The organism is Acinetobacter sp. YH12218 (genome assembly GCF_013417925.1).
GTDB lineage: Bacteria > Pseudomonadota > Gammaproteobacteria > Pseudomonadales > Moraxellaceae > Acinetobacter > Acinetobacter amyesii.
In genome coordinates, this window is sequence record NZ_VPDB01000002.1 from 18,215 (window position 1) to 43,232 (window position 25,018).

A 25,018-nucleotide genomic window follows, 5' to 3' on the forward strand; every position below is an offset into this window, starting at 1 on the left:
CTTGTCATTTTAACCGGTTTGAGCTCGGTTAATTAATGGACTAAAGTGTACTCATCAGTACACTTTATTTCAAGTATGTGTAAATCATACTGATTTTATTTTTTGTGTTCATTTACATCTTACTAAAATAAAACACAAATCTGCTAATGATTGTTCTTACTGGCTTGTGTGCCATCTTCTACTTCAAGTGGGGTTTTCGGTGGCCAGAAAAAATCACTTGGTCGCGTTAGAAAATGAGTCATCACCAGTTTAGCCAGTGGTTTCCATTGTTCAAATCTTACGCGACGTGCCCGTAGTGCCACAATAATGGTTAACGTGAAACTGACGAATAAGTTAGTCAGACCGATCAGAATAACCCCTAAGAATGACACAATGATTAAGCCAATGTCTGGTGAACCATTAATATTGATGAGGCCTTGAATGAAGTTGGCCGAGGCGAAGGCAATATGGCGAATATCTAAAGGTAAACCAAAAATAAATCCAATCGTTCCCATACTGCCCAGCATGATCCCGAATAAGAAGTTACCTGCTAAAGCACCTAAGTTTCGCTCAATGTAAGCGGCAAGCTTATCCAGTCTCTCTTGACCCATGATGCGTTTTAACTTTGGATGTGCTTGAATCCGAGGTCCAACTTTGCGATAAATCGCCATGTTGTCAAAGTACCCAGCAAGCAAACCTGATAAAAACAAACATACTCCAGCTATCGCAGCATGTGGCACAGCCAGTGAGGTAAATGGATTGAGGTCGTGTAAGGTTTTAGCTGCTTTTGCATGATTCATTAATGGCTCATGTAAAGCCATGTCCCAACTTAATGCGATCAATGCTGCAACTGGAATCGCAATACTGATGTTGCCTAAGATTGCAATAAACTGGGTTCGAATGATGTTAATAATCAGCGCGGCAAGCTCGGCAATCTGCGCCATTTTCGAGCCTTTACGATGCTGAACCGTCGAGGCAAGGGCGGCAGCTGTCATCGCAGGCTGTTTAGTGGCAACAGTAAAATGTAAGACATGAATCAGCATAAAGCCGAAAGAGTAGTTCAGACTATATGAAATGGCTTGCATGAGCGGTGCCATGGTGACACGGGCCATCAGCACTTTTAAAGTTGCCATACATGCAATGATCACACCGGCACCTGACGCAGATCGGTACATGCTCATAAAGCTTTGTTTGTCCGTACTTACATAGTGTTCGCCAGTTTTACTTGCATTTTCGGTGACTTGTAGGGCAACCAATTCACTATTGGTGGCAAGTAAATCGCGCACGCTACGCTCGCTATAAATCGCTGAAGTCACATCACTGAGTAAACTGCCCATAGACACATAGCGGACGTCATCTTCTTCAACAATCAGGTTGAGTAAGATTTCTAAGCGATCTAAACACTGTTCTAAAAGTGATAATAAGTAAGTCAGACTGACACTTACACCAATACGTTTGGTCGCACGGCGAATCTTCAGGACCACATCACGACATTGTTCCAGCATCACCAACGCTTGAGAAGCATCCGGCGGTAGCACGGCACTCATTTCTTCAGCACTTTGATGGAGCTTTTTATACTGTTGAATAAAATCGTTTATTTCACGGTTTTGCACCAAAAAAGGCGATTCATATTCGGTCAGTTCAGGCTGCGCATTAATAAATTCAGGATATAAGCCAATACCACTCACCCGATAAGACAAAACGGTAATGGCCTTAATTAATTCACGGCGAATTTTCTTTTTTTCTTCCTGATTGCTATGACCTTGGTTAAACAATCGAAAGAGCTGCATCCATTGCTGATCATCAATACTGTCGAGCCAATATTTGTCGTTATGACGATAAAAAACTCGACGGACTAAATCTTGTAGTTGAGTTTCGTCATTGATCAGGGGAAGAAAATGTGCGCCAAGACGTTGGAACAGTTGTCCCCAAAAACCATCGAGAGACAAAATACCCGTGTCCGCATATAAACTGGTTTGTTTATATCGGCTAATGAGTTTTAGAACAAAGCTTTGCAGGGTAGAGGCTGCATCTGGCGTGATGAGTAAAGCTTGGATGAAAGCCTGAAATTTTTTCTTAATTTCGTCGGTATTTTTTGTATCTTCTGGTCGAATTCGGTTGACCAATTCGATCAGCAAGTTTTCATCCAGCACAGCCCGAGGGGTATCGAGCTGTTGCTGCATGGTCAAAAAGATATCATTCAGTTTTATATGCATAGGCAAGGGGAATTACGATGAATATTGTTAATTATTGAATTCGGTGTAATGCCAAGTTTGCGAGGTTGATTAAAGCTTGACGATATTCAGTATCTGGTAGTGCTGCTAAAGCGGCTAGTGCTGCTTCAGTTTCTTCAGTCGCACGTTGGCTACAATAATCAAGAGCCCCAGAGCTTTGTACAATCTGAATTACACGCTCTAAATCTGCCGTACCACCTGTGGCAATACTGCGGCGAATAATGTCATGTTCTTCGCCAGTGGTATTCTTTAAGGCAGAGATTAAAGGTAAAGTTGGTTTACCTTCCATCAAATCATCACCAATATTTTTACCTAATGTTTCAGCATCTGAGGTGTAATCTAAAATATCGTCAATAATTTGAAAGGCATTTCCAAAGTGTCCGGCAAATTTTCTAAGCGGTTCACGGTACTCTGGTGTACCCGTCAAAATCGCGGCACCTTCGGTAGCGAGCTCAAATAAACGCGAAGTTTTACCGTGAATAATATCTAAATAAGTTTGTTCTGTGGTTTCGGGTTGGTGCTGTGATTGAAGTTGTAAAACTTCACCTTCAGCAATTTCACAGGTACCCGTTGAAAAGTCTTTGAGTAATACCTTGCTGTCTAGATCCACCAATAAATCAAAAGCACGAGAAATTAGAAAATCACCCACAAGTACGGCAGTTTGATTATTCCATGTCGCATTTGCGGTTGGGCGACCACGGCGTAAACCCGATTCATCTACTACGTCGTCATGTACCAAGGTTGCGGTATGTAGCATTTCAATAATTGCTGCAAGTTTACGGTGTTTTTCTAAATCTTCTGCACCACAAGCTTTTGCTGCAAGTAAGCACATAATTGGACGCATGCGTTTACCGCCTGCTTCAACCACATGTTTACTGACTGCCATGACCAAGGCAACTTTAGATGTGATCCCTTCATTAATAAATTTGTCCATCGCAGCAAAGTCAGTGGCAACAGGCGCGAGAATATCTTGCTTAAAGTCGATGGTCATATGAAGAGAAACCTCAATAATTTTTGAATTACAGACGTAGTGTAGCAATTTGTTATATGAATAACAGATAAGAACTTACTCAATTGACTTAATCTTAAGTGATTTTTTTCATCAAGCGGAAGTATTGTACTTATTTTTTAACAGACTTTTATCTTTAGCATGTTGTTTGAACAGCATGTTGTTGATGTCAGTCCAGAGTATATTAGCGAATTGTTGCTAAAAATCTATGTCAAACCTTGCCAAAAGCATGATAAGTGAAATAGAGCACTCATTTTAATGGTTTTAATGACGCTGTTTATATAATAAACGCATACTCATCTAATATTTTACGGAAATGACTTGTTGTTTTTCGGGTTATCCCTTAAAATCTTTGCCTTTGCGAAACCCCAGTGACGATCGTTTTAAGATCGGTATATCCCTTTACCGGCACGACAACACGGGCATGTTTGGAGTACTTAAATGTACGCAGTAATCCAAAGCGGTGGTAAACAACACCGTGTAGTTGAGGGTGAAACCCTTAAAGTAGAATTATTGAAAGCTGAAACTGGCTCAACTGTTACTTTTGATGACGTGTTGATGCTTGTTAACGGTGACAGCATTCAAATTGGTGCACCAGTAGTAGCTGGCGCTAAAGTAACTGCTGAAGTAGTTAGCCATGGTCGTCACGACAAAATCCGCATCATCAAAATGCGTCGTCGTAAACACTATCGTAAACAACAAGGTCACCGTCAATGGTTCACTGAGTTGAAAATTACAGCTATTTCAGGCTAATTACGAGGAGTAAGTAGACATGGCAACTAAAAAAGCCGGTGGTTCGACTAAAAACGGTCGTGACTCGAACCCAAAAATGTTGGGTGTTAAAATCTACGGCGGTCAATCTGTGACTGCTGGTAACATCATCGTTCGTCAACGTGGTACTGAATTCCACGCTGGTGTAAATGTAGGTATGGGCCGTGACCATACTTTATTTGCAACCGCTGACGGCGTTGTGAAATTCGAAGTGAAAGGCCAATTCGGTCGTCGCTACGTATCTGTTGAAGCGTAAGCTTTAATAGAAAAAAAACCCGCATTTTTGCGGGTTTTTTTTCGTCTGAATAAAATATGAGGTATTTTTTAGATTGTTACAAATAGTGTATAAATCAATAAATCACCATAAATAGTGATTTAAATCACAAAATATAAAGAGCGTAATAGAGGAGTACAAATACAAAAAAGGATAAGGACATGAATAAAATATTGAATACAGTTTTTATCGGTGCTGACTATCAGAAAAGGAATTGTCCTGATAAAAGCCAACAAATTGCATTTTAAAAGACACTACAACTTGGTGAAATAACTTCAATCGCTATTAAAGCTGTACCAAAATTACTTGCTGTGAGTATTTTACTTTCTCTAGGTTCAATTACATGGGCTGGTGGTTCAGGAGGACATACCTCAGGTGGTTCAACCTGTTCGAGTGGTTGTAATGATTCACATCAACATTCGGGCGGAAAAGGACACACAAGTCATGGGAATGGCAATGGTTATGGGCATGAGGGAGGAGGAAAACCTCATGGTGGGCATCAAGGTTTACCTGGCGCTGATGGCAAAGATGGCGTGGATGGTGTGGACGGCAAAGATGGCGTGGATGGTGTAGACGGCAAAGATGGTGTCGATGGACTCAATGGCCGTGACGGAATTGACGGAAAAGATGGTGTCGATGGACTCAATGGCCGAGATGGAATTGACGGCAAAGATGGTGTCGATGGACTCAATGGCCGAGACGGCATCGATGGTAAGGATGGGTTGAACGGTCTGAATGGCAGCAATGGTCTAGATGGTGCAGGTGCTTATCAAGTTGCGGTGAGCAATGGTTATGAAGGCAATGAAGACCAATGGTCAGAAAGTCTACGTGGTGCAGTTGGCGCACAAGGACTAACTGGTGAAAATGGTTTCAGTGCATATGAACTTACGATAAAAAATGGATTTGTAGGTACTGAAGTGAACTGGTTATTGAGCTTAAAAGGAACAGATCCGTACATTAAAATACAATCAAACGTTGCCAATACAGCACCTAAACCAACTGCGAATGGACAAGATGCGATTGCAGTCGGTGCAGGTAACAAAGCTGATGGTAATCAGTCTATTGCCCTCGGTGTAAACAATACAGTCAGTGGTGATGGATCTGGTGCATTAGGTACCAATAATACAGTCACTGGTAATAATACCTATGTGGTTGGTAACAATATCAACACCTCTGCAAATAATGCTGTTGTACTTGGCAATGGTTCAAGCTCTGACCGCAATAATACGGTTTCCGTTGGCTCGGCTGGTGCAGAGCGGCAAATTATCCATGTGGCAGCTGGTACGGCAGACACCGATGCGGTAAACGTGAAACAAATGCGTCAAGCAGATCTAGAAGTGTTAAATAGTTCAAAAGCATATACAGATCAGCATGGGGCAAATGTACTCAAGCAAGCTAATAGTTATACCAATCAACGTGTGAATGAATTGAACCATAATTTCAATAAATTTAAAGATAATGTTTACGGTGCTGTTGCTTCAAGTATTGCAATCGCCTCCTTACCTCAACCCACAGATGCTGGATATAACATGTTCAGTGTAGGTATGGGTATGCAGTAGGTTTTAGTGGAGTAACTGAGAGCAATAAATATGTCTATAAATTGGCTGCAACAGGGAACTCTGAAAGTGACTTTGGTGCAGGAGCTGCTATTGGGTGGCAATGGAAATAACTGAAAATTGGAATGTTGAAATTGCTAAATCATGGTTTAATTATTTGAAAGGCATTTGAGTCAAATCAAGTGCCTTTTTACTTTATATTTCTCCATCATGATGAATAAAAAACAGCAATTTGCATTAATAACCATACAAAACTTCTTATTTTCTCTAAATTTAGTCAATGAAAGTGGTTTAAGATGGAGCCATCTAACAAATTGCGTTGATGCAAATATAAAAGGTGAATCTATGAAAATGCTTCGTAAAACCATCTGTGCTATGGCATTAGGTGCAGCGACACTGGCACCGGTTATGAGTACGACAGTATTCGCGGCACCAGTTGCAGCGTCGGAGCAGCAGGCAACTGCCAATTTGGTGAAACAATTATCGGGTATTAAAAGTTTTACAGCTAACTTTCAGCAAACTACAAAAGTGACTAACCCCAAAGCAACTCAAAAGAAAGGTTTAAGTGCGCAGCATATGAACCAAACTTTTACTGGGGTCATGAAAGTTCAGCGCCCGGGTAAATTCTATTGGGAAACAACCAGCCCATCTAAGCAAACCATTGCGACCACAGGTAAAACAGTTTGGATATATGATCCAGACCTACAACAAGCGGTACGCCAAAGCTTAGATGACCAAGTTGCGAATACACCTGCATTATTATTGTCAGGTAATACGGCTCAAATCATGAAGTCTTATCGTATTACACAGCCAAATAAGACAAAAACTTATTACACCTTATATCCAAAAAGTGATGATGGCGTATTTCAAAGCTTAACCATTAGTTTTGGTGCGAAAAATGCACCAACCTTAATGATTCTCCAAGACTCATTAGGTCAAACAACAAATGTACGTTTCAATAATGTGAAGGTGAATGCGTCTATTCCAGCGTCAACCTTTAACTTTGTACCTCCAAAAGGTACGGACATTATTGATCAATAATTGTCATGAACGAAAAAAAGCAGACATCGGTCTGCTTTTTTTATGGAGAAATGTAAAGCCAGCAAGCTGAATTTAAGTGAAATTTAGTAGTATGCTGATATTCGCAGGTTGCTTAAATGAAGTGACTTGTGGTTTTGACTGTTGCTATAGGGAATTTTGGGATGAAAAAAAATCATATGAATAATATAGCTTGGGCTGTTTCAGCTGTGGTTTTAATTGGGTCATTAACGGCCTGTCATCCTCGAAATGAACCTGTTGAAGGTGCAACGACGGAACAGAAGCCAGCGGTCGTCGCTGATGCGATTCCACTTATTCAATCGAAATCTGTTGCGATGCAATTGCCGAAAGCACAAGCTTGCGATGCGGAAGGTTGTACCCAATATACGATTCAAACGGTTGAAACCAATGTTGATTGGATTAATCAATATTTTACTGACCGAATTAAAAAGGCAGATCCGATTGCATTTTCAACTGAGCCGAATCAAAAAATTGATTTATCGGACAAGACGGATGCAGGCTTAAGTCAAAGTACCACTTCTGTTCGATACATTAGTCAGTGGGGGCATATTGCAACTTTTGCGATCGAAAGCTATACCTATGCAGCGCATGCTGCTCACGGCATGTCTCATGTCGAATATGTCAATTTTGATTTAAAAGCCAAAAAACGTTTGGCTTTACAAGATGTCTTAGTCAAAGGTGCAGATGCGAAAGTGATTAGCGCATTATTTGATGCCAACTATATGTGGTTAGATAGTCATGATATTGAACGTTCAAAACTACAGTTAAGCGATAATTTTTATTATGGCGCGAACGGGATCGTATTTGCTTATCCGCTGTATGAATTGGCGAGCTACGCAGAGGGCATGCCTGAGCTAAAACTTCCATATTTTATGGCTAAAGGGCTATTTAAACCTGAATATTTACCAAGTTTGCCAAATTACGAAACCAAATAAGACAATTTGCAGCAAGATTATTGGTCTAATAAGGGGCAGCTGTAAGCTCGGTCACTGTATTTTTGAGTGTTAAGAGCTTACACTATAGCCAGTTTTTTTCTTTACTTAAGATTGGCTATGATCGACCCGAAATTACTCAGAAATAATATTGAGGCTGTAAACTTAGCCTTAGCAAAACGTGGTGTTCAACTCAACGTAGCAGAGTGGGCAGACCTTGAAGCTCGCCGTAAGGAAATTCAGTCTAAAACTGAGTCGTTACAAGCTGAACGTAATGCTGGTGCAAAACAAGTTGGTCAAATTAAAAAAGCTGGCGGTGATGCATCTGAAATCATGGCACGTATGTCTGCCATTGGTGATGAAATTAAAGCGGCAGAACTCGCACTTTCTGACCTTCAGGCTGAACTCGAAGCCAAATCTTTATCGATTCCAAATTTACCTCATGAGTCTGTGCCTGAAGGTAAAGACGAAAATGACAATGTTGAAGTTCTAAAATGGGGTACACCACGTCAGTTTGATTTTGAAGTCAAAGACCATACTGATCTTGGTGAAATGATGGGTGGTTTAGAATTTGAAACCGCAACTAAATTGACAGGTACTCGTTTTAGCGTACTCAAAGGCCCATTGGCGCGTTTACAACGTGCAATTACCCAATTTATGTTAAATACACATACCTTGGAAAATGGCTATACCGAAGCGTATGTACCGTATTTGGTCAATGCAGACTCTTTACGTGGTACGGGTCAATTGCCTAAATTTGAAGAAGATTTATTTAAACTTCAAGGCGAAAAAGAATACTACTTGATCCCGACTGCAGAAGTGCCTGTAACCAACTTCGTGCGTGATGAAATCATTGACCCAGAACGTTTGCCATTAAAATATGCAGCGCATACGCCATGTTTCCGTAGTGAAGCGGGTTCGTATGGTCGCGATACGCGTGGCTTAATTCGTCAGCATCAATTTGACAAAGTTGAAATGGTTCAAATTGTAAAACCTGAAACTTCAATGGAAGCATTGGAACAGTTAACAGGCCATGCAGAAGGAATCTTGCAAGCACTTGGTTTACCGTACCGTAAAGTCGTACTTTGTGGCGGCGACATGGGCTTTGGCGCAATCAAAACGTATGATTTAGAAGTTTGGGTACCAAGTCAAAATACCTACCGTGAAATTTCATCTTGCTCATGCATGGGTGACTTCCAAGCACGCCGCATGAAAGCGCGTTACCGTGCTGACCAAAAGAAAACTGAGTTTGTGCACACGCTGAATGGCTCAGGTTTGGCCGTTGGCCGTACTTTACTTGCCGTGATGGAAAACTATCAACGTGCAGACGGTTCAATTGAAATTCCAGCAGTACTTCGTCCATATATGGGCGGTGCTGAATTTATCGATTAATAGTCGATAAAGTGCATACATTTGTGCACAAAAATTGCTTAAGACAATCAGATTTAAACTATTGAGGTCGTGTGTGGATATCTTTCCAATCTCTTTGAAGTTGCAGCAGCAACCTTGTCTGATTGTTGGTGGTGGTCGAATTGCATATCGAAAGGCTGTGCTGCTTGCAAAAGCGGGCGCTCAGCTGACAGTTTGCTCACCTGAAATTGAAGATGATTTATTGAGCTTGGTTAATAAAACCCAAGGTCAATATCTCAACTCGATTTATCACGAATCGGTTTATCAAGAAAATGCCATTGCGCTGCGTCAGTTTCGTTTAGTGATTGCAGCAACCAATGACAAAGCTGTCAATCAGGCGGTATTTGAAGCCTGCGAAGCTGAAAATGTCTTGGTCAATAGTGTTGATGATCCGCCGCATTGCCGTTTTATGGTTCCTGCGATCATTGACCGTTCTCCACTGGTCATCTCCGTTGCATCTAATGGCACATCGCCAGTACTCTCGCGCCAAATACGCACCCAGTTAGAAAGCTCGATTCCGCATGGCATGGGCAAACTGGCTGAGTTCTCAGGCCAATGGCGCGCAGCCGTTAAAGCCAAAATCGTCAATCCAGATGAACGCCGTATTTTTTGGGAAGACTTGTATGCAAGCCCGCTCAAAGAGCAGGTATTCAATGACAATTTCACTGAAGCCAATCGTTTGATTGAACAGGCATTATTGGAATGGAAACAGCCGAAAGGTGAGGTGTATTTGGTGGGTGCAGGGCCGGGTGATCCTGAACTGCTGACCTTAAAAGCCCTGCGTTTAATGCAGCAAGCGGATGTGGTGATCTATGACCGTTTGGTTTCTCAGGCGATTATGGACCTCTGCCGCCGTGACGCTGAAAAAATCTATGTAGGTAAAGCACGATCCAATCATGCTGTTCCGCAAGAAGGCATTAATGCCTTACTGGTAAAATATGCCAGTGAAGGCAAACGCGTCTGTCGCTTAAAAGGCGGAGATCCGTTCATCTTTGGCCGCGGCGGTGAAGAAATTCAGGAACTCTTTGCGGCAGGCGTTGCCTTCCAAGTCGTTCCGGGAATTACTGCTGCCTCTGGATGTTCGGCTTATGCAGGGATTCCTTTAACGCATCGAGATTATGCGCAAAGTGTACGCTTCTTGACAGGGCATCTCAAAGAAGGTTCACCTGAGCTACCTTGGAATGAGTTGGTTTATCAAAATCAAACGCTCGTGCTGTATATGGGCTTGGTCGGTCTAGAAAAAATTTGTGAGAAACTCATCGCGCACGGGCAGCGTCCAGACATGCCTGTCGCATTGGTTTCTAAAGGGACGACACCTGAACAAAAAGTCGTGGTTGGGACATTGGCAGATATTGCATCTAAAGTCAGTGAATACCAAATTCAGGCGCCTACATTGACCATTATTGGTGATGTGGTGAGTCTGCGTGAACAACTTCAATGGCATGAGCGAGGGTAAGCAACGCAACGCGTTGCCCGAGCGCAAGGCGAAGGCTATGCCTGAGCAAAGAGGATAAGCAGGCTGCTGAATTGTCCACATGCAAGACGAAGGCTATGCCTGAGCAAAGAGGATAAGCAGGCTGCTGAATTGTCCACATGCAAGACGAAGGCTATGCCTGAGCAAAGAGGATAAGCAAGTTCTGGTATTGTCCAATTGCAATGCGCAAGCTAAGCAAAGAGGATAAGCGAACGCTTGTCGTAGCATCTAAACTTATGCTTTAGCTTTGTAACTATAGCCTGAGCTTTAAGCCATTATTTAACTAAAGAGTAGAGAAAAAAACTGTGATCCATGTTGTTTTATACGAGCCAGAAATTCCTGCAAATACAGGGAATATCATTCGTTTATGTGCCAATACTGGAGCGCAGTTGCATTTGGTCAAACCATTAGGTTTTGAGCTAGATGATAAAAAACTTCGCCGCGCTGGTTTGGATTATCATGAATGGGCACACATGAAAGTGTGGGAAAACTTTGAAGAATGCCTTGCTGGCTTAAAAGCACAAGGTATTGAGATGGATGCCATTTATCCATTAACCACCAAAGGTTTTGAAACACCGCATACCTCTGATTTAAACCGTCCTGTAGCATTGTTAATGGGGCCAGAAACACGTGGTTTGCCGGAAGATGTCCGTATGATGTTCCCGAAAGAACATTGGATTCGCCTGCCGATGGCACCAAATTCACGCAGTTTAAACTTGTCTAATGCTACTGCTGTGATTTTATATGAAGCTTGGCGTCAGCAAGACTTTAAAGAATTGGTCTAAGTGTGATCTGTTCAAAAAGCCGCTCTATCGAGCGGTTTTTTATTGGGAGTGAACACAGTGAACCATTTACAGCAATGAAGTTTTGTAAAATACGGGCTTAAAAACTTCAGCATCAATATAAAAATGTGTATAAGAACACTGTGAAGAAATAAAACGGGTACTTAAAACTTGAAATCTATAAATTTAAAAGCTTTTGGTGTCGTGATTGCGACCGGATTCATTTCATCAGTGAGTTGGGCTAATCCAACCGTATCGACTACAACGGAACAGACACCAGTGACCGTCACTACAACTACAGAAAATGTTCCAGTTGTACCAAAGGTTGAGGTGGTTAAGCCTTTTACTAAGGCTGAAGTACAACAGGGCATGCTGGAAATGCAGCAAAGACAAAATCAGCGTATTGAGGAATGGGGAAAAACACTAAAAGCCGACGATTTTGAGCGTTCTTGGTATGGTGGTCGCCAATTGAAAAAAGCCAAGCGTCAGGAAGTATGTGGACTATATCAAGGCTTAGTCAATGAAACATACAGCTTGGCTCAAAAAAATAAAGCCCGTCTTAGTGTCGCTGATCAACAGCTAGTAGCAGATCGAAATCAATTTATTCAAAGTTTAGGGTATGAAAAAAATATAGTAGATACCAAGATGGGTTTTAACTGCCGCTTAAAATAATCGGTGTGTATTATTGCTTTGATCCATTTCAATAATTAATGTCCTTGATGTCGAAACAACAAGGACATAGAAAAGCTTAAGTACTTTTAAAAGCTCAAATTACCTCATGAATTAATCAATTAAATTAAAGTCACTCAGTTCTGTTTGTAGATGTTTTGGATTATTTGCAAACAGCAGTTGACCGCTGGTGTATAACCAACCCAATTGACCTTGCTGCTGAAGACGTTTCAGTAAGACGTCGTTAAATGTCGACGTTGCAAAGACAGTTTCACTAAAGACTTTAAACTCACCGACATTAGTGTTTTCGCTGTCTTTCATAAACAGCATGCCGTTTTTGGTGGTTGAACTCATATCTAAAGCACGGCTGACTAAGCGGTAACCGTCTTTAGCTTGCTCATCAATCAACTCCTGTAATTTTAAGCTGCGCTCTACACTATTGCTGCCGGTTGGGTAAGTTTTATAGCGATAGCTGTAGGTGCCATGGTGTGCGCTGCTATTTATACAGGTTGCAACTTTAGGGCTGTTTTGATTGCCGTTTAGAATTTCAGGACGTAAACCAGTGAAATAGCTTTTGAATTGAATAATACGGCAGCCTTGGGCACCCAGTGTATTGAGCATTGTTTCTAGCTGCACTGGGTCAACGAGTGGGGAAACATAGCCGCTGTCATAGGTATATGTCGCGGTATCGTTTTCTTTTTTAATGAAATAATCTTTGAAATTCAGGGCATTGGTCGGTCTGAAACTATGCAAGTATTGATAGCCTGATTTGCCTTTTTCATTTAACTGATTACGCCATGTAAAATATATGTCAGCGGTAGAGGGTGCTGTACGATCTGCCACAATATGATTGAAACGCGTATTTTCACTAGCAAGTTTCATGTAGCTATTAACATTACCATTGTCCAAAGTTTTAGAATCATAGCCAATTAACTTATAACCGCTTTGTCCCATTGTATTAAGCTGAGCCAAGAAGTTCACAGTGTCGGTGGTATTAATAAAGCTCTCAGTCTTGAAGTCTGCAGTTGTGATTTTGGTTTTCGGTTTTAAATTGGTGAAGAATTCATTGGAATTTTTTGTATAGCAGCGGCTGTCCTTGAGTGGGTCGGTAATTAGACCTCGTTGCATGATGATATAGCTTGGATTTGAAATCGTCGCGTTAATCACGCAGAAAGAATGATTATTTAAAAAAGTTAAGACACGGTTGCTCGTCGCGCCACCTCTGACTGGTTGAAACTTAATCGAATGATATTCAAAGTTATTTAGTGTTGCAGCTGGCTGTATTTCACTCATGACCATGTCATGAAGTAATTGATAGCGTTTGGAAATAAATTCACCGCTGCAAGTTTTACTTGAACTATTGTGTACCGCATATTTTAGTTCTTCGTTCAGTGAACTGACTGAATTTTCACTGGTTTTATGAATTGAAATTTGTGGCAAATCACAATTACTGTTACCGAGTGCAGAGTTCCCTTGAATCCATTCTCCTGTGAATTTATCCGCTACAGTTGTTGGCGTTGGCGTTGGCGTTGGCGTTGGCGTTGGCGTTGGCGTTGGCGTTGGCGTAGGTGTAGGTGTAGGTGTAGGTGTAGGTGTCGCGCCACCATCATTGGAGCTTGATCCACCACAGCCCACCAATGTCGTAAATACAGCAGCGATAATGCTGATTTTGTGATTATTATTCATGACTAGTGCTCAATAGAGTAAAGTTGTTATGTACGGCTGATGCGGTTGTATAAACATTTAAAATCAAGATTTATTGAACAAGGTGTGATTCAATCCAGCCATTGCCATGTTCTGTAGTGACTTCTATCAAACCTGTTTTAGTCATGTTTCCCGCAAAAATAATATCTGCATTTTTTGACAGTTTATTAATGACTTGGCTCGATTTATCGGCAGTTTTATAAAGCGGTAGATTATTAATTTTAGGTCTAAGTTGCTGTCCCATACTGAAACCATTTGCAGCATAATTTGAATTAGTCGTGGCCTGACTGCCTGTCCATTCTTTTGCGGTATTCGATACTTCTTTGGATGTTTCATTAAATTGATTCAGCGTATTTCTTAAATCACGCATGGTATCGGCAAAACCTGCATATACCGGTATTGAAGCTAAAGACAGACTGCTAACGATGACTAAATGACGAATTTTCATGAACTTTCTCCTTTACTTTGTTATGTCATTCCGCGTGATATTTGACGGATTCATAACATTCGCGGTGTTTAAATAATTATAAAATGCGAAAATTTAGCATTTTAAAAATAGATCATTTATACTTCACTTGTAAAGAGGGTGGAGTGGTGAAAATGAATGTAGAAAGCCAGAGTGAACATCTAAAGCAAAGTAAAAATTGGTATCAGTCCTTACCGACGGAATGGCAAAATTGGTTGAATGAAAATATTGAAAATGGTTGCGATGTACAGAAAATAAGTCTAATTTTACAATCACATGGATTAAGCCCAAGGGTGGATCAATACTTATTTTCTGAAGATGAACAACTTTCAGAACAGCTGCAAAATGAACTTTTGGACTACAGTCTTGAGGGCTTAGAGACAGTTGAAATTTTAGAAAAAATTAAGCAAAAAAATATTTCAAATCATTTGATCATTCAGTTTTTAAAGCATGTAAACAATAACGTAATTTTTAAAAAACTGAAGCAACTACAGCAACAGCAGAATAAACAGCGCTGGTTATTACAGGTGATGGGTCAATTGAATCAATTGAACGACCACATTTCATCCACAATCGATTGCATAGAAACACCTGATTTTGCAACATTTCTAGAGCAGTATTATAGCCAGATGCGGCCGGTCATTTTAAAAGGTGGGATACAACATTGGCCTGCATTGCATAAATGGAGTCCTAAATATTTTGCACAGCATTTTGAAAATGAGTTGGTTGAAGTCCAGATGCATCGTGAGCAGTATCAAGATTTTGAAAAAAAATCGGTACAGTTGAAACGCATTATTTTGATGCAAGATTTTGTCGCACAAATCAAAGCCACTAAGCGTAGCAATGACATTTATTTAACTGCGAATAACGCCGCTCAAAATAAGCAGTTCATGCAAAAGATAAGTGAGGATCTAGGTGACTTCGCCAAAGGTTATTGTCAAAAAGAGATCAAAGATCGACATTTTTTATGGTTTGGCCCTGCAGGCACATTTACACCACTGCATTATGACTTAACCAATAATATGTTGGCACAAATCTATGGACGTAAAAAAGTGACTTTGATTCCTGCATGGCAAATGCCGTATATGTATAACGATCATTGGGTATTCAGTCAGGTTTCAGACGTCGCAAAGGCTGATCTAGTAGCCTATCCACTGTTAGAAAATGTGACACCGTTCGAGTGCATTTTGCAACCAGGGGAAACCTTATTTATCCCAATTGGTTGGTGGCATAGTGTTGAAAGTTTAGATATGTCGATCAGTGTTTCTTTTACGCATTTTAATGTAAATAATCATTTTTTTACTGAATATCCTCAAGATCTCATCAGATAAAAATTGTGAAGTAGATTAAACAATGCGAAAATTTCACTTATGCAGTCTAATTTTCATGGCAATTCAATGAGCAAACTTCTCACTAATGAGGCAGATCAAAATTTACAGCAAGTATTGGTGCTGATGAATGAGCTGAGCCAATGGCTGATTCGCTCAGGTGTGGGATATACCGAGTTTACTGCTGCATTGAAACCGGTTTTTTTCCAACAAGCTGTACAAGAGTTAGAGCGTATCGATCAAAAACCGACGATTTCCGCGATCAGTTTACTTTCTGGCCTACACCGTAAAGACGTGACTGCTTATAAAGAAGTGATTTCTGAAGGTAAGGATTTGACCGAAGCGACTGTTTCGGAGCCGATTAGTGTGCCATCACGTGTGATGGGTTTGTGGCTTGCAGAAGGTTGGGGGGATTCTTTACCATTTAGCAGTGAGTCAGAAAATAGCTTTGAAATGCTGGTGAAAAGAATTTCAACAGAACGTCATCCGCGTTCAGTACTCAACGAGCTTATAAGGCTTGAAATTGCGACAGAAAAAGATGGGCAGATATATTTACAACAGCGTCGTTTTATTCCTGATCCTTCGCAGTTAGAAGCACGTAAAATTTTAACACGAAATGTTCAAGCGCATTTAGAAGCGGGTTTGCATAATTTATTGAATCCTGATGAAATACCTTACTTAGAACAAGCCATTTGTGCTGACGAATTAACAGAAGAATCGATTAATAAATTACATGAAATGAGCTTAGAGCTTTGGCAGAAATACTCACTACAACTTTTAAAACTTGCCGCGGAGCGTTGCGCAATGGATGACGGGAATCCTGAAGCAAATCGTGCATTTCGCTTTGGAGTTTATCAACATGATGCGAAAATTAAATTTTAAGACTTTAACCCTTTGTGGCTTGATCAGCGTTTTAGCGGGTTGTGACATAGAGTTTTTTCGAAGTGGTGGGGTTACAATTGAAGGTACAGGTGATCCAATCATTGATATCGGTCATGCAGGGGATGGCCGCGGAACAATTATCTTGGGGACACGATATTTAGAGTTTTCAGCTTCCGTGCAGGATTCTTGTTATGGCGTGGAACGTAAATTAGCCTTCCTCAATCCATTTGATCGTCAGTCGATTGACACAAAAACGTATGTAGAAATACCTGCTGCCCAAGCGGATCTTAATTCGCAAAATGTTCAATTGATCTTAAAAAATACCAATAGCGTACCAGTCACCATTCATTTGCAATGTGATATGCCATTAACCATGCAATTATTCGAGCAGGTTAGACCATATTTTCCAAAACAAGTATGTGATACACCTATAGATATCAAACTCTATCCACAACAACAGCATATATTTGAAGCAGCTGTAAATTTAGAGACTGTTGAAGATGGTATATGGTCACACGGTGATGGAGCATCGGTTGAATTAAAAGGCAATACACCAGACAAGTGTGAAGAAATTTCAATTCAATTTCAGCAATCTAGAAAATCCATACAACCTTAATTGGTATATTTAAAACAAAAAAGGCGCTTAAAGCGCCTTTTTTTTATGAGATGGAAAACTTATAGTTTGTCATCAAATTCGTTATGTTGCGGTGCAGGGTGTTTAAAACCTTTAGTTTTATAACCAAGGTATAAAATACCGAACATTGCCCACCATAAACCATATTTCAATGCAGTTTCTTCAATTTCTAACCACATCGCAAAGATACTGATAAAGCCAAGCATTGGAATAACGACAAAGCTAAAAATATCTTTGGCTGTTTTTGTGCGGCCATCACGAAGTGCATAACGTGAAATCACAGATAAGTTCACGAAAGTAAAGGCTGTCAATGCACCAAAACTAATCATCGAAATGACAATATCAAGATTCATAAAGCCCGCAGTTAATGCAACCGCACCTACGATCATGATGTTATAAGACGGGGTGAAATTTTTCGGGCTGATATGACCGAAGATTTTCTTATTAATAACACCATCACGGCCCATAACATACATTAAACGTGATACACCTGCGTGAGCAGAAATACCTGATGCCATTACTGTCACAATCGCAAAAGTTAAAACATAGGATTGGAACAGTGAGCCGCCGACGAGCAAGAGTATCTCTGGCTGTGTTTCAGCAATATTCTTGAAATAGTTACCTGGCTCAGCAGGGAAGAACAGCTGCATGAAGTAGGTACTAATAATGAAGATAATCCCTGCGATTAAAGCAGTTAAGAAAATCGCTTTCGGCAGTGTTTTCTCAGTATCTTTGGTTTCTTCTGCCAATGAACTTAATGAGTCAAAACCAGTGAACGAGAAGCACAGTAATGTTGCACCTGTAATCAGCGCACCCACAGACGTCAGCTCATTCCAGAATGGCTCAAGGCTCCATAATTGGTAGCGTTCTGCAGCAGAAATAGGGCCATCAGCATTGAAGCCCATTTGAAGCTTGCTGTAGACCATCCACGTGAAAATACCAATTACTAATAACTGCACAAGTACAATCAAGCTGTTAAAGTTAGCAACAAAACGCGCACCGCGTAAGTTAATTCCAGTCATGAATGCCGTTAGCACAATGACCCATACCCAGTGGTTTACTGTTGGAAATAGTGCTTCAAGGTAAATCACTGCAAGAATAATATTCACCATTGGAGACAGCAGGTAATCTAGCCATGACGACCAACCGACCATGAAACCTACGTTCGGGTGAATGGATTTTTGAGCATAGGTATACGCCGAACCCGATGATGGATAGCGACGGATCATATGTCCATAACTGATAGAGGTAAACAAAATTGCAATCAGGGCAATAATGTAAGATGTCGGCACGTGTCGATGACTTTCTTCAGAAACTAGACCGAAGGTATCGAACAAGGTCATCGGCTGAATGTAAGCCAAACCAATAATAATAATGTGCCAGAGTCCAAGCGTTTTTTGCAGTTTAGCTGCCGATTGAGTCCCAGAGATATTTGTCAACGGCGTTATCCTCTTATCGTTGATCAAGGATCAGTCATATTCTAAGGATCGTTTGAGACGAACGATCCCCCCTACGTTTTAAAACAAAAGTGCGCCAATCTACTCCAAATTGGTACATTTTGTCAGTAACTTTGAAATTATTTTTAGCAGAAATTATGCCAGTTTGATTAAAAAATAACTGATATTGCGTTCTGCAAGTGAAAAGCCCGATGTTTAAAAAAACATCAGGCTTAATTTTTCGCTATATTCGCTTATTTTTCAGCAATTACCAAGCTTTTTTTAGAATAGTTTTGAGGTCTTCTAAGCTGGCTTCTTTAGGATTATAAATAATAGATCCATCATTCAGTGCTTTCTCTGCCACTTCATCTAATTGAGCTTCAGTCACTTTACCTGTTTCACTCAAAGTACGTGGTAATTTGGTCAAACTAAACAAGCGGTCACGCATGGCTAAAAGCGTTGAAATGGCTTTTTCAGCGCGGAGGTTGGCCGGTGTTTGTGCATAAATATCAGGACCAGCCAGTGGTAATAGCAATTCAGCAATCTTATCGCCATTCACTTCTTTGTTGTATTCCAACACATACGGCAAGAATAAATTCATGCATAAGCCGTGGGGCAGGTGAGCAACAGCACCTAAAGCATGACCCAATGAGTGGACTAATCCAACCATTGAGTTTGAAAATGCAATTCCTGCCATCGTTGAGGCTTGTGCAAGTTCTAAGCGACCATGCGCATCGCTGGCATTATCTAATACACCAAATAAACTATTGCTGATTTTCTTGATTGCGGCAGTTGCATAGGCATCTGAAATCGGGTTCGCCGCCATGCACGTATAGGCTTCAATGGCATGCGTCATCGCATCCATCGCTGTCATCGCCGTAAGATGAGGTGGCAAAGTTTGCGTCATACGTGGGTCAAGAATTGCCGCATGTGGCATCAAATAATTCGATGCAAAGGCCATTTTTACATTCTTTTCAGGGTCAGAAACCACAGCGACCATAGTCACTTCTGAACCTGTCCCTGAGGTTGTTGGAATCACAAAAAATGGTTTTAAAGGTTTTGGTAAGTTGTGCGCACCTGAGTATTTCAGTAAGTCATCGCCACCTTCAGATACCAAGATGTTGGTTGCTTTAGAGGTATCAATCACTGAACCGCCACCGACGGCAATAATGGCATCACATTGGTTGTCGCGGTAAAGTTGAGCCGCTTTACGTACGGTTTCTAGACTTGAGTCTGGCGGAACATCATCAAAAATATAGCCAATCACCGTCTCGGTACTTTCAAATGCCGCTTCAATCGGTGCAAGTAATTGATTACTGCGAACGCCTTTGTCAGTAATGATCATAGGGCGTTTAGCACCCAAAGTAGACAGTTCGAATGGAATGTGTTCTAAAGCAGCATGGCCAGCAATCACTTTTACAGGACAGAAAAATTCGTAATATGGTTTAGCCATGTGTTATGCGCTCCGTTTTAAATAAGACTGGGCTACTTTTAAATAAATATTTGCAGCACCGCTCAGTTTTTCTTTTAGGCTTAAATGTGTTGGATATTCTTTGACAGCCAATTCAGCCACCAATTTAGGTAAAATTAACGCTTCCATTTTGTTGAGACAACGCACCAGTCGGATGGCATAAGACAAATCACCATCGGCGATCATGCGGTCATTGGCAAAGGCTTGTGCGGTACTTTCTTGAAATGAGAAGACCAAAAAGGCATGATTCAAATGCTTAAACGTAATGGTTAAGTCAGGCTTTTGAGTGCCGGGTGTGAGGAGTTTGAGTTGGTGGTCTTCCGTGACTTGCGCGACAAATGCAGCACCATTAGGAAAAACATTCATAGATAAAATAAAATTAACTGGAAATTTAGCAACTTCTTGTTTAATTTCTTCATCGACCTGGCTCGCCATGACCAGACCTCTGCCAATCACATCCATCATGAGTTTGACATAGGCCTGCTGGAGCGCGGGTTTAACGGATTTAGTTGCAATCACGTGTACATCCCTTATCTATAATTATTAATTTAGAGCTTTTACTCTAAATTATTTTATTTGAGAAAGCAAAGTCTTTTATAGTTGTTTGACTGTTACGTCTTTAAAGTAACCACTGTTTTTCAAAGTATCAATGATATCGACGCATAAGTTTTCAAATTTAGGGTAGTCCTGTACTAAATCTTGTATGCGTACCATTTCTAATCCAGCATAGCCACATGGATTAATGGTATGAAAACCAAATAGATCACAATCGATATTCAGTGCCAAACCGTGATAACTGCGGCCTTTACGAATTTTAAAACCGAGAGAACCAATTTTGCGTTCTGCAACATAAACACCGGGTGCATCAGGCTTGGCATAAGCGTCGATGCCGTACTTTTTCAGCAGTTCGATCATCAAGTTTTCTGCATAGGAAACCAGCGTACGCACGTTCCAACCTAAGCGATTTAAGTCAAACATGAAATAAGCGACCAACTGACCCGGTCCATGCCAAGTGACTTGTCCACCACGGTCTGTTTGTACCACAGGGATGTTACTTTGCACCAAAATATGTTCAGGTTTGCCAGCTTGCCCCTGAGTTAATACATCGGGATGTTGCAATATCCACAGCTCATCAGGTGAGTTTTCATCTCGCTGTTCAGTGAGAGTTTTCATCTCTAAAAAGCGGTCTGCATAAGGGGTCAGGTGGTTATATTGACGAATGATTAATTCGGGTTTTTGAACAGTTTCAGTCACGTATTTCGTGTCCTTTTCTATCAAAGTCATGTATGGATTATAATGAATTAGACGTACAAAAGGGGGGGTAAATACTGAATTACTTGAGGGTATTACTATTACTTAGACATAAAAAACACGCTCGAAAGCGTGCTTTTTTATTTAAATCAACAGAATTACAGCGCGGTACGAATGTGTTTACAAGCTGCTAAATCCGCATAGACCGCATGTACTTGTTCTAACTCTTCGAAACGTAATTGAGCAGTAATTGAATGATATTTACCTGTACGAGATGGAGTCACAGTCATTTTACTGCCATCAAAATCAGGAAAATGTTTAACAAAAATTTCATTCACTGCAAGGCGAAGTTCTTCACCTGCATTACCAATCAATTTAATAGGGTAGTCCATAGGGAAGACCCAAAGATGCTCTTGCAATTCACGTGAAGGAGCGCGATTAGTCATATCAGTCATGGGACACCTCATTATTTAAAAATACCTGCAATGAGCAGGTATTTGGAATTATTTGCTACATGCTCATAATATGGGGCGGAAAACCCCATATTCAAGCCTGCATTGTCCTAGTTATAGGTTAATCATTCTCAAGGAATGAACGCAGATGTTCTGAGCGTGAAGGATGACGTAATTTACGCAATGCTTTCGCTTCAATCTGACGAATACGTTCACGTGTTACGTCAAACTGTTTACCCACTTCTTCCAAGGTATGGTCGGTTGGCATATCGATACCGAAACGCATTTTCAAGACTTTCGCTTCACGTTCAGTCAAGTTTTCAAGAACTTCACGTGTTGCTTCTTTTAAGCCTTCTGACGTTGCAGCGTCAATAGGAGAGGTGATATTACCGTCTTCAATGAAGTCACCAAGATGCGAATCTTCATCATCACCAATTGGTGTTTCCATTGAAATTGGTTCTTTCGCGATTTTAAGCACTTTACGAACTTTCACTTCGTCCATTTCTAGACGTTCACCTAATTCTTCTGGTGTAGGTTCACGACCCATTTCTTGAAGAAGTTGGCGAGATACACGGTTGATCTTGTTAATGGTTTCGATCATGTGTACTGGAATACGAATAGTACGTGCTTGGTCGGCAATCGAACGCGTAATCGCCTGACGAATCCACCAAGTTGCATAAGTAGAGAATTTATAACCACGACGATACTCGAATTTATCCACCGCTTTCATCAAGCCAATGTTACCTTCTTGGATCAAGTCGAGGAATTGCAAACCACGGTTGGTGTATTTTTTCGCAATCGAAATTACCAAACGTAAGTTAGCTTCAACCATTTCCTTTTTCGCACGGCGAGCTTTCGCTTCACCAATCGACATACGTTTAGAAATGTCTTTGATGCCTTTAACATCTAAACCAAGTTCTTTCTCGATGTCAGCGATTTTTTGTTGGAATGCCAGAACGTCAGGGCGGACTTTTTCAAGATAGCCTTTCATTTCTGCAGGTGCTTTAGCAATTTGTTCATCTAACCAAGCAAAGTTAGATTCTTGACCTGGGAAAGACGTACGGAATTGAGTACGGTCCATACGACCACGACGTACTGCATAGCGCATAACTTCACGTTCAGAAGTACGGATTTGGTCATGGGTATTACGAATCAAATCAGAGATGATGTCGAATAAACGTGGTGTGAATTTGAACATCATGAACACAGTTGCAAGTGCTTCAAGTGCAGCAGCAGCTTCTTTACTGTTACGCCCATGTTTTTCAATTGCAGCTTTAGTGACTAACCATGCTTGTTCAAGCTCAGTGAAACGTGCTTTAGCAATTTCAGGATCTGGACCAGATTCGCCTTCAGAATCATCATCACCTTCAGACTCTTCTTCTTCATCGTCATCATCAAGTTTGACATCTTTAGTTGGCTTGTTGGTTGACGCTTCATCTTCATCGATCTCAGAATCATCTTCGTCGATCACTTCAGGGATGGCTTCGTCAGATTCTGGATCTAAATAACCAGAAAGAATATCAGCTAAACGGCGTTCACCCGCTTCATAATCTTTATATTCTTGCAATACAACTTCGACTGCATTTGGCCAATAAGCAATAGAATGTAAAACGTCACGAATACCTTCTTCGATGCGTTTTGCAATGCTAATTTCGCCTTCACGTGTCAAAAGCTCAACTGTACCCATTTCGCGCATATACATACGCACAGGGTCAGTGGTACGACCGGGTTCATTTTCAACAGATGCAAGTACAGCAGCGGCTTCTTCTTCAGCAACTTCGTCAGTCGCTTCGCTGCCACCTTCAAACATTGTATCGTCAGTTTCTGGTGCACGATCATGTACCGGAATACCCACGTCATTCAACATCTGAATGATGTCTTCAATCTGTTCACTTTCAGTGATTGAGTCCGGGAGATGATCGTTAACCTCGGCGAAAGTTAGGTAACCTTGCTCTTTGCCTCGGCTAATCAGAGCCGCTACTTGAGAAGTAGGGGAAGTCATATCGCTCATCTTTGCTTACTCTTCGTTGAATCTGTGGCAGTAAAAAACCGTGCATTTTAGCACGATCGTCTCATTAAATCTTGTTAATAGCTGGCTTATCCCATTAGGACGGTACAGCATCAAGCTGTCCAATGAGATATTAAAAATTTAAATTCAGTAATTTAGGTGGGGCTGAAATTGTTGTTTTCAAGTTCATCCCATGCATCGATTATTTTACGAGTCATCTTTGACTGTCATAAAAATGAAGGACGCAGGGTGGATTATATCATGCCACAGGTTTTGGTAAGAAAAAAAGACCTATTTTTAAAGTTTAGTTGTTAAAAAAACAAATAAAACTTGACAATATTTTATATCCCATATAAATAGCGGCTAGACCCCTTCAATTTTTTTCATTATGAGGTAGTTTTGGTGTCTTCTACAGATTTTGAACTAGATGATAACTACGGTGATGATGATGTGAATTTCGATGAGGCCAGTGCAAAAACTAGCGCGAAAGAATCGTTAGAAAAGCGCCGACTTATTGATGACCTTCTGGCTCAGCGCCGTCTTGAACGTGAGCTTAAAGATTTTGATTACGACATCGACGATGACGATGATTTTGATGACGAAGAAGACTAAATAGCGATTTAGCATAGCGCTTGAAAATGCTATGCTTACGCATTAAGTTTCTAACTCTGGATTTGAAATGAGTGCTTTAGATTTAGACCTTTTGAGTGACTATTTAGACGGCGATGACAACGAGCATGGTCTAGATTTTGCAGCGACTCATGGTTTTTTATGTGCAATTGCAGTAGGCCCAGCTTTTGATAAATGGCTAGACGAACTTTTTGATAACAATCAGAAAAAAGTACCTGCTGAAATTATTGCACAAGTAAAAGCATGGCTCGAATCGATTCGTCAGAATCTTGCCAATGAAGATGGTATTGAATTTCCATTTGAAATTGAAGAAGCCGATGTTGAATCAAGTCTTGGTGACTGGAGTGTTGGCTTCGTTGATGCCATGTTCCTAAACGAAGATGCATGGTTCACCGACGAGTTTGAAGAACAATTGGTAGATTTAACTTTGCCAATCATGGTGTTCAGCGGCATTGATGAAGAAGATCCACAAATGGAATCTTTCCGTCGTAATGGTCAGTTGATGGATGAACTTGCAGAAGAAATCCCAACCAATTTGAACGAATTATATTTGATGTATCACACACCAAATTAATTTCGACGAAATTTAAAAAAAGCACCTTGGGGT

At 40.8% G+C, this 25,018-nt stretch carries 25 protein-coding genes; 15 read left to right on the forward strand and 10 right to left on the reverse strand.

The features are described from left to right. Window positions 1-143: 143 nt before the first annotated feature. Entirely contained in the window at window positions 144-2,195 is a 2,052-nt protein-coding gene (locus FTV03_RS00960) for a site-specific recombinase (RefSeq protein ID WP_180039583.1), read from the reverse strand. Between the two features lie 31 nt (window positions 2,196-2,226). Next, window positions 2,227-3,204 (reverse strand): All-trans-nonaprenyl-diphosphate synthase, encoded by a 978-nt coding sequence (gene sdsA / locus FTV03_RS00965; RefSeq protein ID WP_078191391.1) that lies wholly within the window; start codon window positions 3,202-3,204, stop codon window positions 2,227-2,229. 459 nt (window positions 3,205-3,663) lie between these two features. On the opposite strand from sdsA, the gene rplU reads away from it, so the two are divergent. From rplU to FTV03_RS01015, 10 genes are all read left to right on the forward strand, one after another. Continuing rightward, on the forward strand, window positions 3,664-3,975 hold the full coding sequence (gene rplU / locus FTV03_RS00970) for a 50S ribosomal protein L21 (RefSeq protein WP_078191390.1): 312 nt from the start codon (window positions 3,664-3,666) through the stop codon (window positions 3,973-3,975). Window positions 3,976-3,994: 19 nt separating this feature from the next. Beyond that, complete coding sequence (gene rpmA, locus FTV03_RS00975) at window positions 3,995-4,249, forward strand: 50S ribosomal protein L27 (RefSeq protein ID WP_067764378.1); 255 nt, start codon at window positions 3,995-3,997, stop codon at window positions 4,247-4,249. A 329-nt stretch (window positions 4,250-4,578) separates the two neighbouring features. Further along, entirely contained in the window at window positions 4,579-5,826 is a 1,248-nt protein-coding gene (locus FTV03_RS18120; protein ID WP_373685106.1) for a hypothetical protein, read from the forward strand. 41 nt (window positions 5,827-5,867) lie between these two features. Then, window positions 5,868-5,936 (forward strand): hypothetical protein, encoded by a 69-nt coding sequence (locus FTV03_RS17850; protein ID WP_373685108.1) that lies wholly within the window; start codon window positions 5,868-5,870, stop codon window positions 5,934-5,936. A gap of 232 nt (window positions 5,937-6,168) precedes the next feature. Next, the gene (lolA, locus tag FTV03_RS00990; RefSeq protein ID WP_180011509.1) at window positions 6,169-6,864 is read left to right on the forward strand and encodes an outer membrane lipoprotein chaperone LolA; all 696 of its coding nucleotides are present in this window, start codon (window positions 6,169-6,171) and stop codon (window positions 6,862-6,864) included. Window positions 6,865-7,025: 161 nt separating this feature from the next. Further along, on the forward strand, window positions 7,026-7,817 hold the full coding sequence (locus FTV03_RS00995) for an RsiV family protein (RefSeq protein ID WP_180039534.1): 792 nt from the start codon (window positions 7,026-7,028) through the stop codon (window positions 7,815-7,817). A 117-nt stretch (window positions 7,818-7,934) separates the two neighbouring features. Continuing rightward, entirely contained in the window at window positions 7,935-9,206 is a 1,272-nt protein-coding gene (gene serS, locus FTV03_RS01000; RefSeq protein ID WP_168378122.1) for a serine--tRNA ligase, read from the forward strand. Window positions 9,207-9,279: 73 nt separating this feature from the next. Beyond that, complete coding sequence (gene cysG, locus FTV03_RS01005) at window positions 9,280-10,680, forward strand: siroheme synthase CysG (protein ID WP_180039536.1); 1,401 nt, start codon at window positions 9,280-9,282, stop codon at window positions 10,678-10,680. Window positions 10,681-11,003: 323 nt separating this feature from the next. Next, window positions 11,004-11,483, forward strand: coding sequence for a tRNA (cytidine(34)-2'-O)-methyltransferase (locus FTV03_RS01010; protein ID WP_078192202.1), 480 nt, complete (start codon window positions 11,004-11,006; stop codon window positions 11,481-11,483). 168 nt (window positions 11,484-11,651) lie between these two features. Further along, complete coding sequence (locus FTV03_RS01015; RefSeq protein WP_218950593.1) at window positions 11,652-12,152, forward strand: hypothetical protein; 501 nt, start codon at window positions 11,652-11,654, stop codon at window positions 12,150-12,152. A gap of 111 nt (window positions 12,153-12,263) precedes the next feature. Here FTV03_RS01015 and FTV03_RS01020 read toward each other — a convergent pair whose 3' ends face one another. Together FTV03_RS01020 and FTV03_RS01025 are read right to left on the reverse strand one after the other, a co-directional pair. Continuing rightward, entirely contained in the window at window positions 12,264-13,835 is a 1,572-nt protein-coding gene (locus tag FTV03_RS01020; RefSeq protein ID WP_180039538.1) for a PT dipeptide repeat lipoprotein, read from the reverse strand. 70 nt (window positions 13,836-13,905) lie between these two features. Next, window positions 13,906-14,301 carry a hypothetical protein gene (locus FTV03_RS01025; RefSeq protein ID WP_180007577.1) on the reverse strand — a complete coding sequence of 132 codons (396 nt, stop codon included), beginning with the start codon at window positions 14,299-14,301 and terminating at the stop codon, window positions 13,906-13,908. 152 nt (window positions 14,302-14,453) lie between these two features. Here FTV03_RS01025 and FTV03_RS01030 point away from each other — a divergent pair, with 152 nt between their 5' ends. The 3 genes from FTV03_RS01030 (at window position 14,454) to FTV03_RS01040 (ending at window position 17,145) form a co-directional block, all read left to right on the forward strand. Next, window positions 14,454-15,650, forward strand: a complete 1,197-nt coding sequence (locus FTV03_RS01030) for a cupin-like domain-containing protein (RefSeq protein WP_180039540.1) — start codon at window positions 14,454-14,456, stop codon at window positions 15,648-15,650. 66 nt (window positions 15,651-15,716) lie between these two features. Beyond that, entirely contained in the window at window positions 15,717-16,529 is an 813-nt protein-coding gene (locus FTV03_RS01035; RefSeq protein WP_180005061.1) for a DUF6502 family protein, read from the forward strand. Continuing rightward, the gene (locus tag FTV03_RS01040; protein ID WP_180005060.1) at window positions 16,507-17,145 is read left to right on the forward strand and encodes a hypothetical protein; all 639 of its coding nucleotides are present in this window, start codon (window positions 16,507-16,509) and stop codon (window positions 17,143-17,145) included. The genes FTV03_RS01035 and FTV03_RS01040 overlap by 23 nt, the downstream gene beginning before the upstream one ends. Before the next feature lie 59 nt (window positions 17,146-17,204). Here the strand turns inward: FTV03_RS01040 and FTV03_RS01045 are convergent, their stop codons facing one another. The 6 genes from FTV03_RS01045 to rpoD form a co-directional block, all read right to left on the reverse strand. Then, the gene (locus tag FTV03_RS01045) at window positions 17,205-18,602 is read right to left on the reverse strand and encodes an APC family permease (RefSeq protein ID WP_180039542.1); all 1,398 of its coding nucleotides are present in this window, start codon (window positions 18,600-18,602) and stop codon (window positions 17,205-17,207) included. Between the two features lie 265 nt (window positions 18,603-18,867). Beyond that, the gene (locus tag FTV03_RS01050; protein ID WP_180039544.1) at window positions 18,868-20,052 is read right to left on the reverse strand and encodes an iron-containing alcohol dehydrogenase; all 1,185 of its coding nucleotides are present in this window, start codon (window positions 20,050-20,052) and stop codon (window positions 18,868-18,870) included. Between the two features lie 3 nt (window positions 20,053-20,055). Beyond that, complete coding sequence (locus FTV03_RS01055; RefSeq protein ID WP_180011534.1) at window positions 20,056-20,589, reverse strand: hypothetical protein; 534 nt, start codon at window positions 20,587-20,589, stop codon at window positions 20,056-20,058. A gap of 75 nt (window positions 20,590-20,664) precedes the next feature. Further along, window positions 20,665-21,324, reverse strand: a complete 660-nt coding sequence (lipB, locus tag FTV03_RS01060; protein ID WP_180183115.1) for a lipoyl(octanoyl) transferase LipB — start codon at window positions 21,322-21,324, stop codon at window positions 20,665-20,667. Window positions 21,325-21,479: 155 nt separating this feature from the next. Continuing rightward, entirely contained in the window at window positions 21,480-21,767 is a 288-nt protein-coding gene (locus FTV03_RS01065) for a YbeD family protein (RefSeq protein WP_078191448.1), read from the reverse strand. Window positions 21,768-21,894: 127 nt separating this feature from the next. Continuing rightward, entirely contained in the window at window positions 21,895-23,784 is a 1,890-nt protein-coding gene (gene rpoD / locus FTV03_RS01070) for an RNA polymerase sigma factor RpoD (RefSeq protein ID WP_078192191.1), read from the reverse strand. A gap of 399 nt (window positions 23,785-24,183) precedes the next feature. Here rpoD and FTV03_RS01075 point away from each other — a divergent pair, with 399 nt between their 5' ends. After that, complete coding sequence (locus FTV03_RS01075) at window positions 24,184-24,393, forward strand: PA3496 family putative envelope integrity protein (RefSeq protein WP_078191373.1); 210 nt, start codon at window positions 24,184-24,186, stop codon at window positions 24,391-24,393. Between the two features lie 67 nt (window positions 24,394-24,460). Beyond that, complete coding sequence (locus FTV03_RS01080; RefSeq protein ID WP_078191372.1) at window positions 24,461-24,985, forward strand: YecA family protein; 525 nt, start codon at window positions 24,461-24,463, stop codon at window positions 24,983-24,985. Window positions 24,986-25,018 lie beyond the last annotated feature (33 nt).

Bases quoted from the DNA above. Each gene is read 5' to 3' on its own strand.
- rpoD (WP_078192191.1), bottom strand. From the start codon at position 23,784: ATGAGCGATATGACTTCCCCTACTTCTCAAGTAGCGGCTCTGATTAGC.
- FTV03_RS01035 (WP_180005061.1), top strand. From the start codon at position 15,717: ATGAGCAAACTTCTCACTAATGAGGCAGATCAAAATTTACAGCAAGTA.
- rplU (WP_078191390.1), top strand. From the start codon at position 3,664: ATGTACGCAGTAATCCAAAGCGGTGGTAAACAACACCGTGTAGTTGAG.
- FTV03_RS00960 (WP_180039583.1), bottom strand. From the start codon at position 2,195: ATGCATATAAAACTGAATGATATCTTTTTGACCATGCAGCAACAGCTC.
- FTV03_RS01040 (WP_180005060.1), top strand. From the start codon at position 16,507: ATGATGCGAAAATTAAATTTTAAGACTTTAACCCTTTGTGGCTTGATC.
- FTV03_RS01020 (WP_180039538.1), bottom strand. From the start codon at position 13,835: ATGAATAATAATCACAAAATCAGCATTATCGCTGCTGTATTTACGACA.
- FTV03_RS01025 (WP_180007577.1), bottom strand. From the start codon at position 14,301: ATGAAAATTCGTCATTTAGTCATCGTTAGCAGTCTGTCTTTAGCTTCA.
- FTV03_RS01080 (WP_078191372.1), top strand. From the start codon at position 24,461: ATGAGTGCTTTAGATTTAGACCTTTTGAGTGACTATTTAGACGGCGAT.
- FTV03_RS01030 (WP_180039540.1), top strand. From the start codon at position 14,454: ATGAATGTAGAAAGCCAGAGTGAACATCTAAAGCAAAGTAAAAATTGG.
- lolA (WP_180011509.1), top strand. From the start codon at position 6,169: ATGAAAATGCTTCGTAAAACCATCTGTGCTATGGCATTAGGTGCAGCG.
- rpmA (WP_067764378.1), top strand. From the start codon at position 3,995: ATGGCAACTAAAAAAGCCGGTGGTTCGACTAAAAACGGTCGTGACTCG.
- serS (WP_168378122.1), top strand. From the start codon at position 7,935: ATGATCGACCCGAAATTACTCAGAAATAATATTGAGGCTGTAAACTTA.
- FTV03_RS01065 (WP_078191448.1), bottom strand. From the start codon at position 21,767: ATGACTAATCGCGCTCCTTCACGTGAATTGCAAGAGCATCTTTGGGTC.
- FTV03_RS01050 (WP_180039544.1), bottom strand. From the start codon at position 20,052: ATGGCTAAACCATATTACGAATTTTTCTGTCCTGTAAAAGTGATTGCT.
- sdsA (WP_078191391.1), bottom strand. From the start codon at position 3,204: ATGACCATCGACTTTAAGCAAGATATTCTCGCGCCTGTTGCCACTGAC.
- FTV03_RS00995 (WP_180039534.1), top strand. From the start codon at position 7,026: ATGAAAAAAAATCATATGAATAATATAGCTTGGGCTGTTTCAGCTGTG.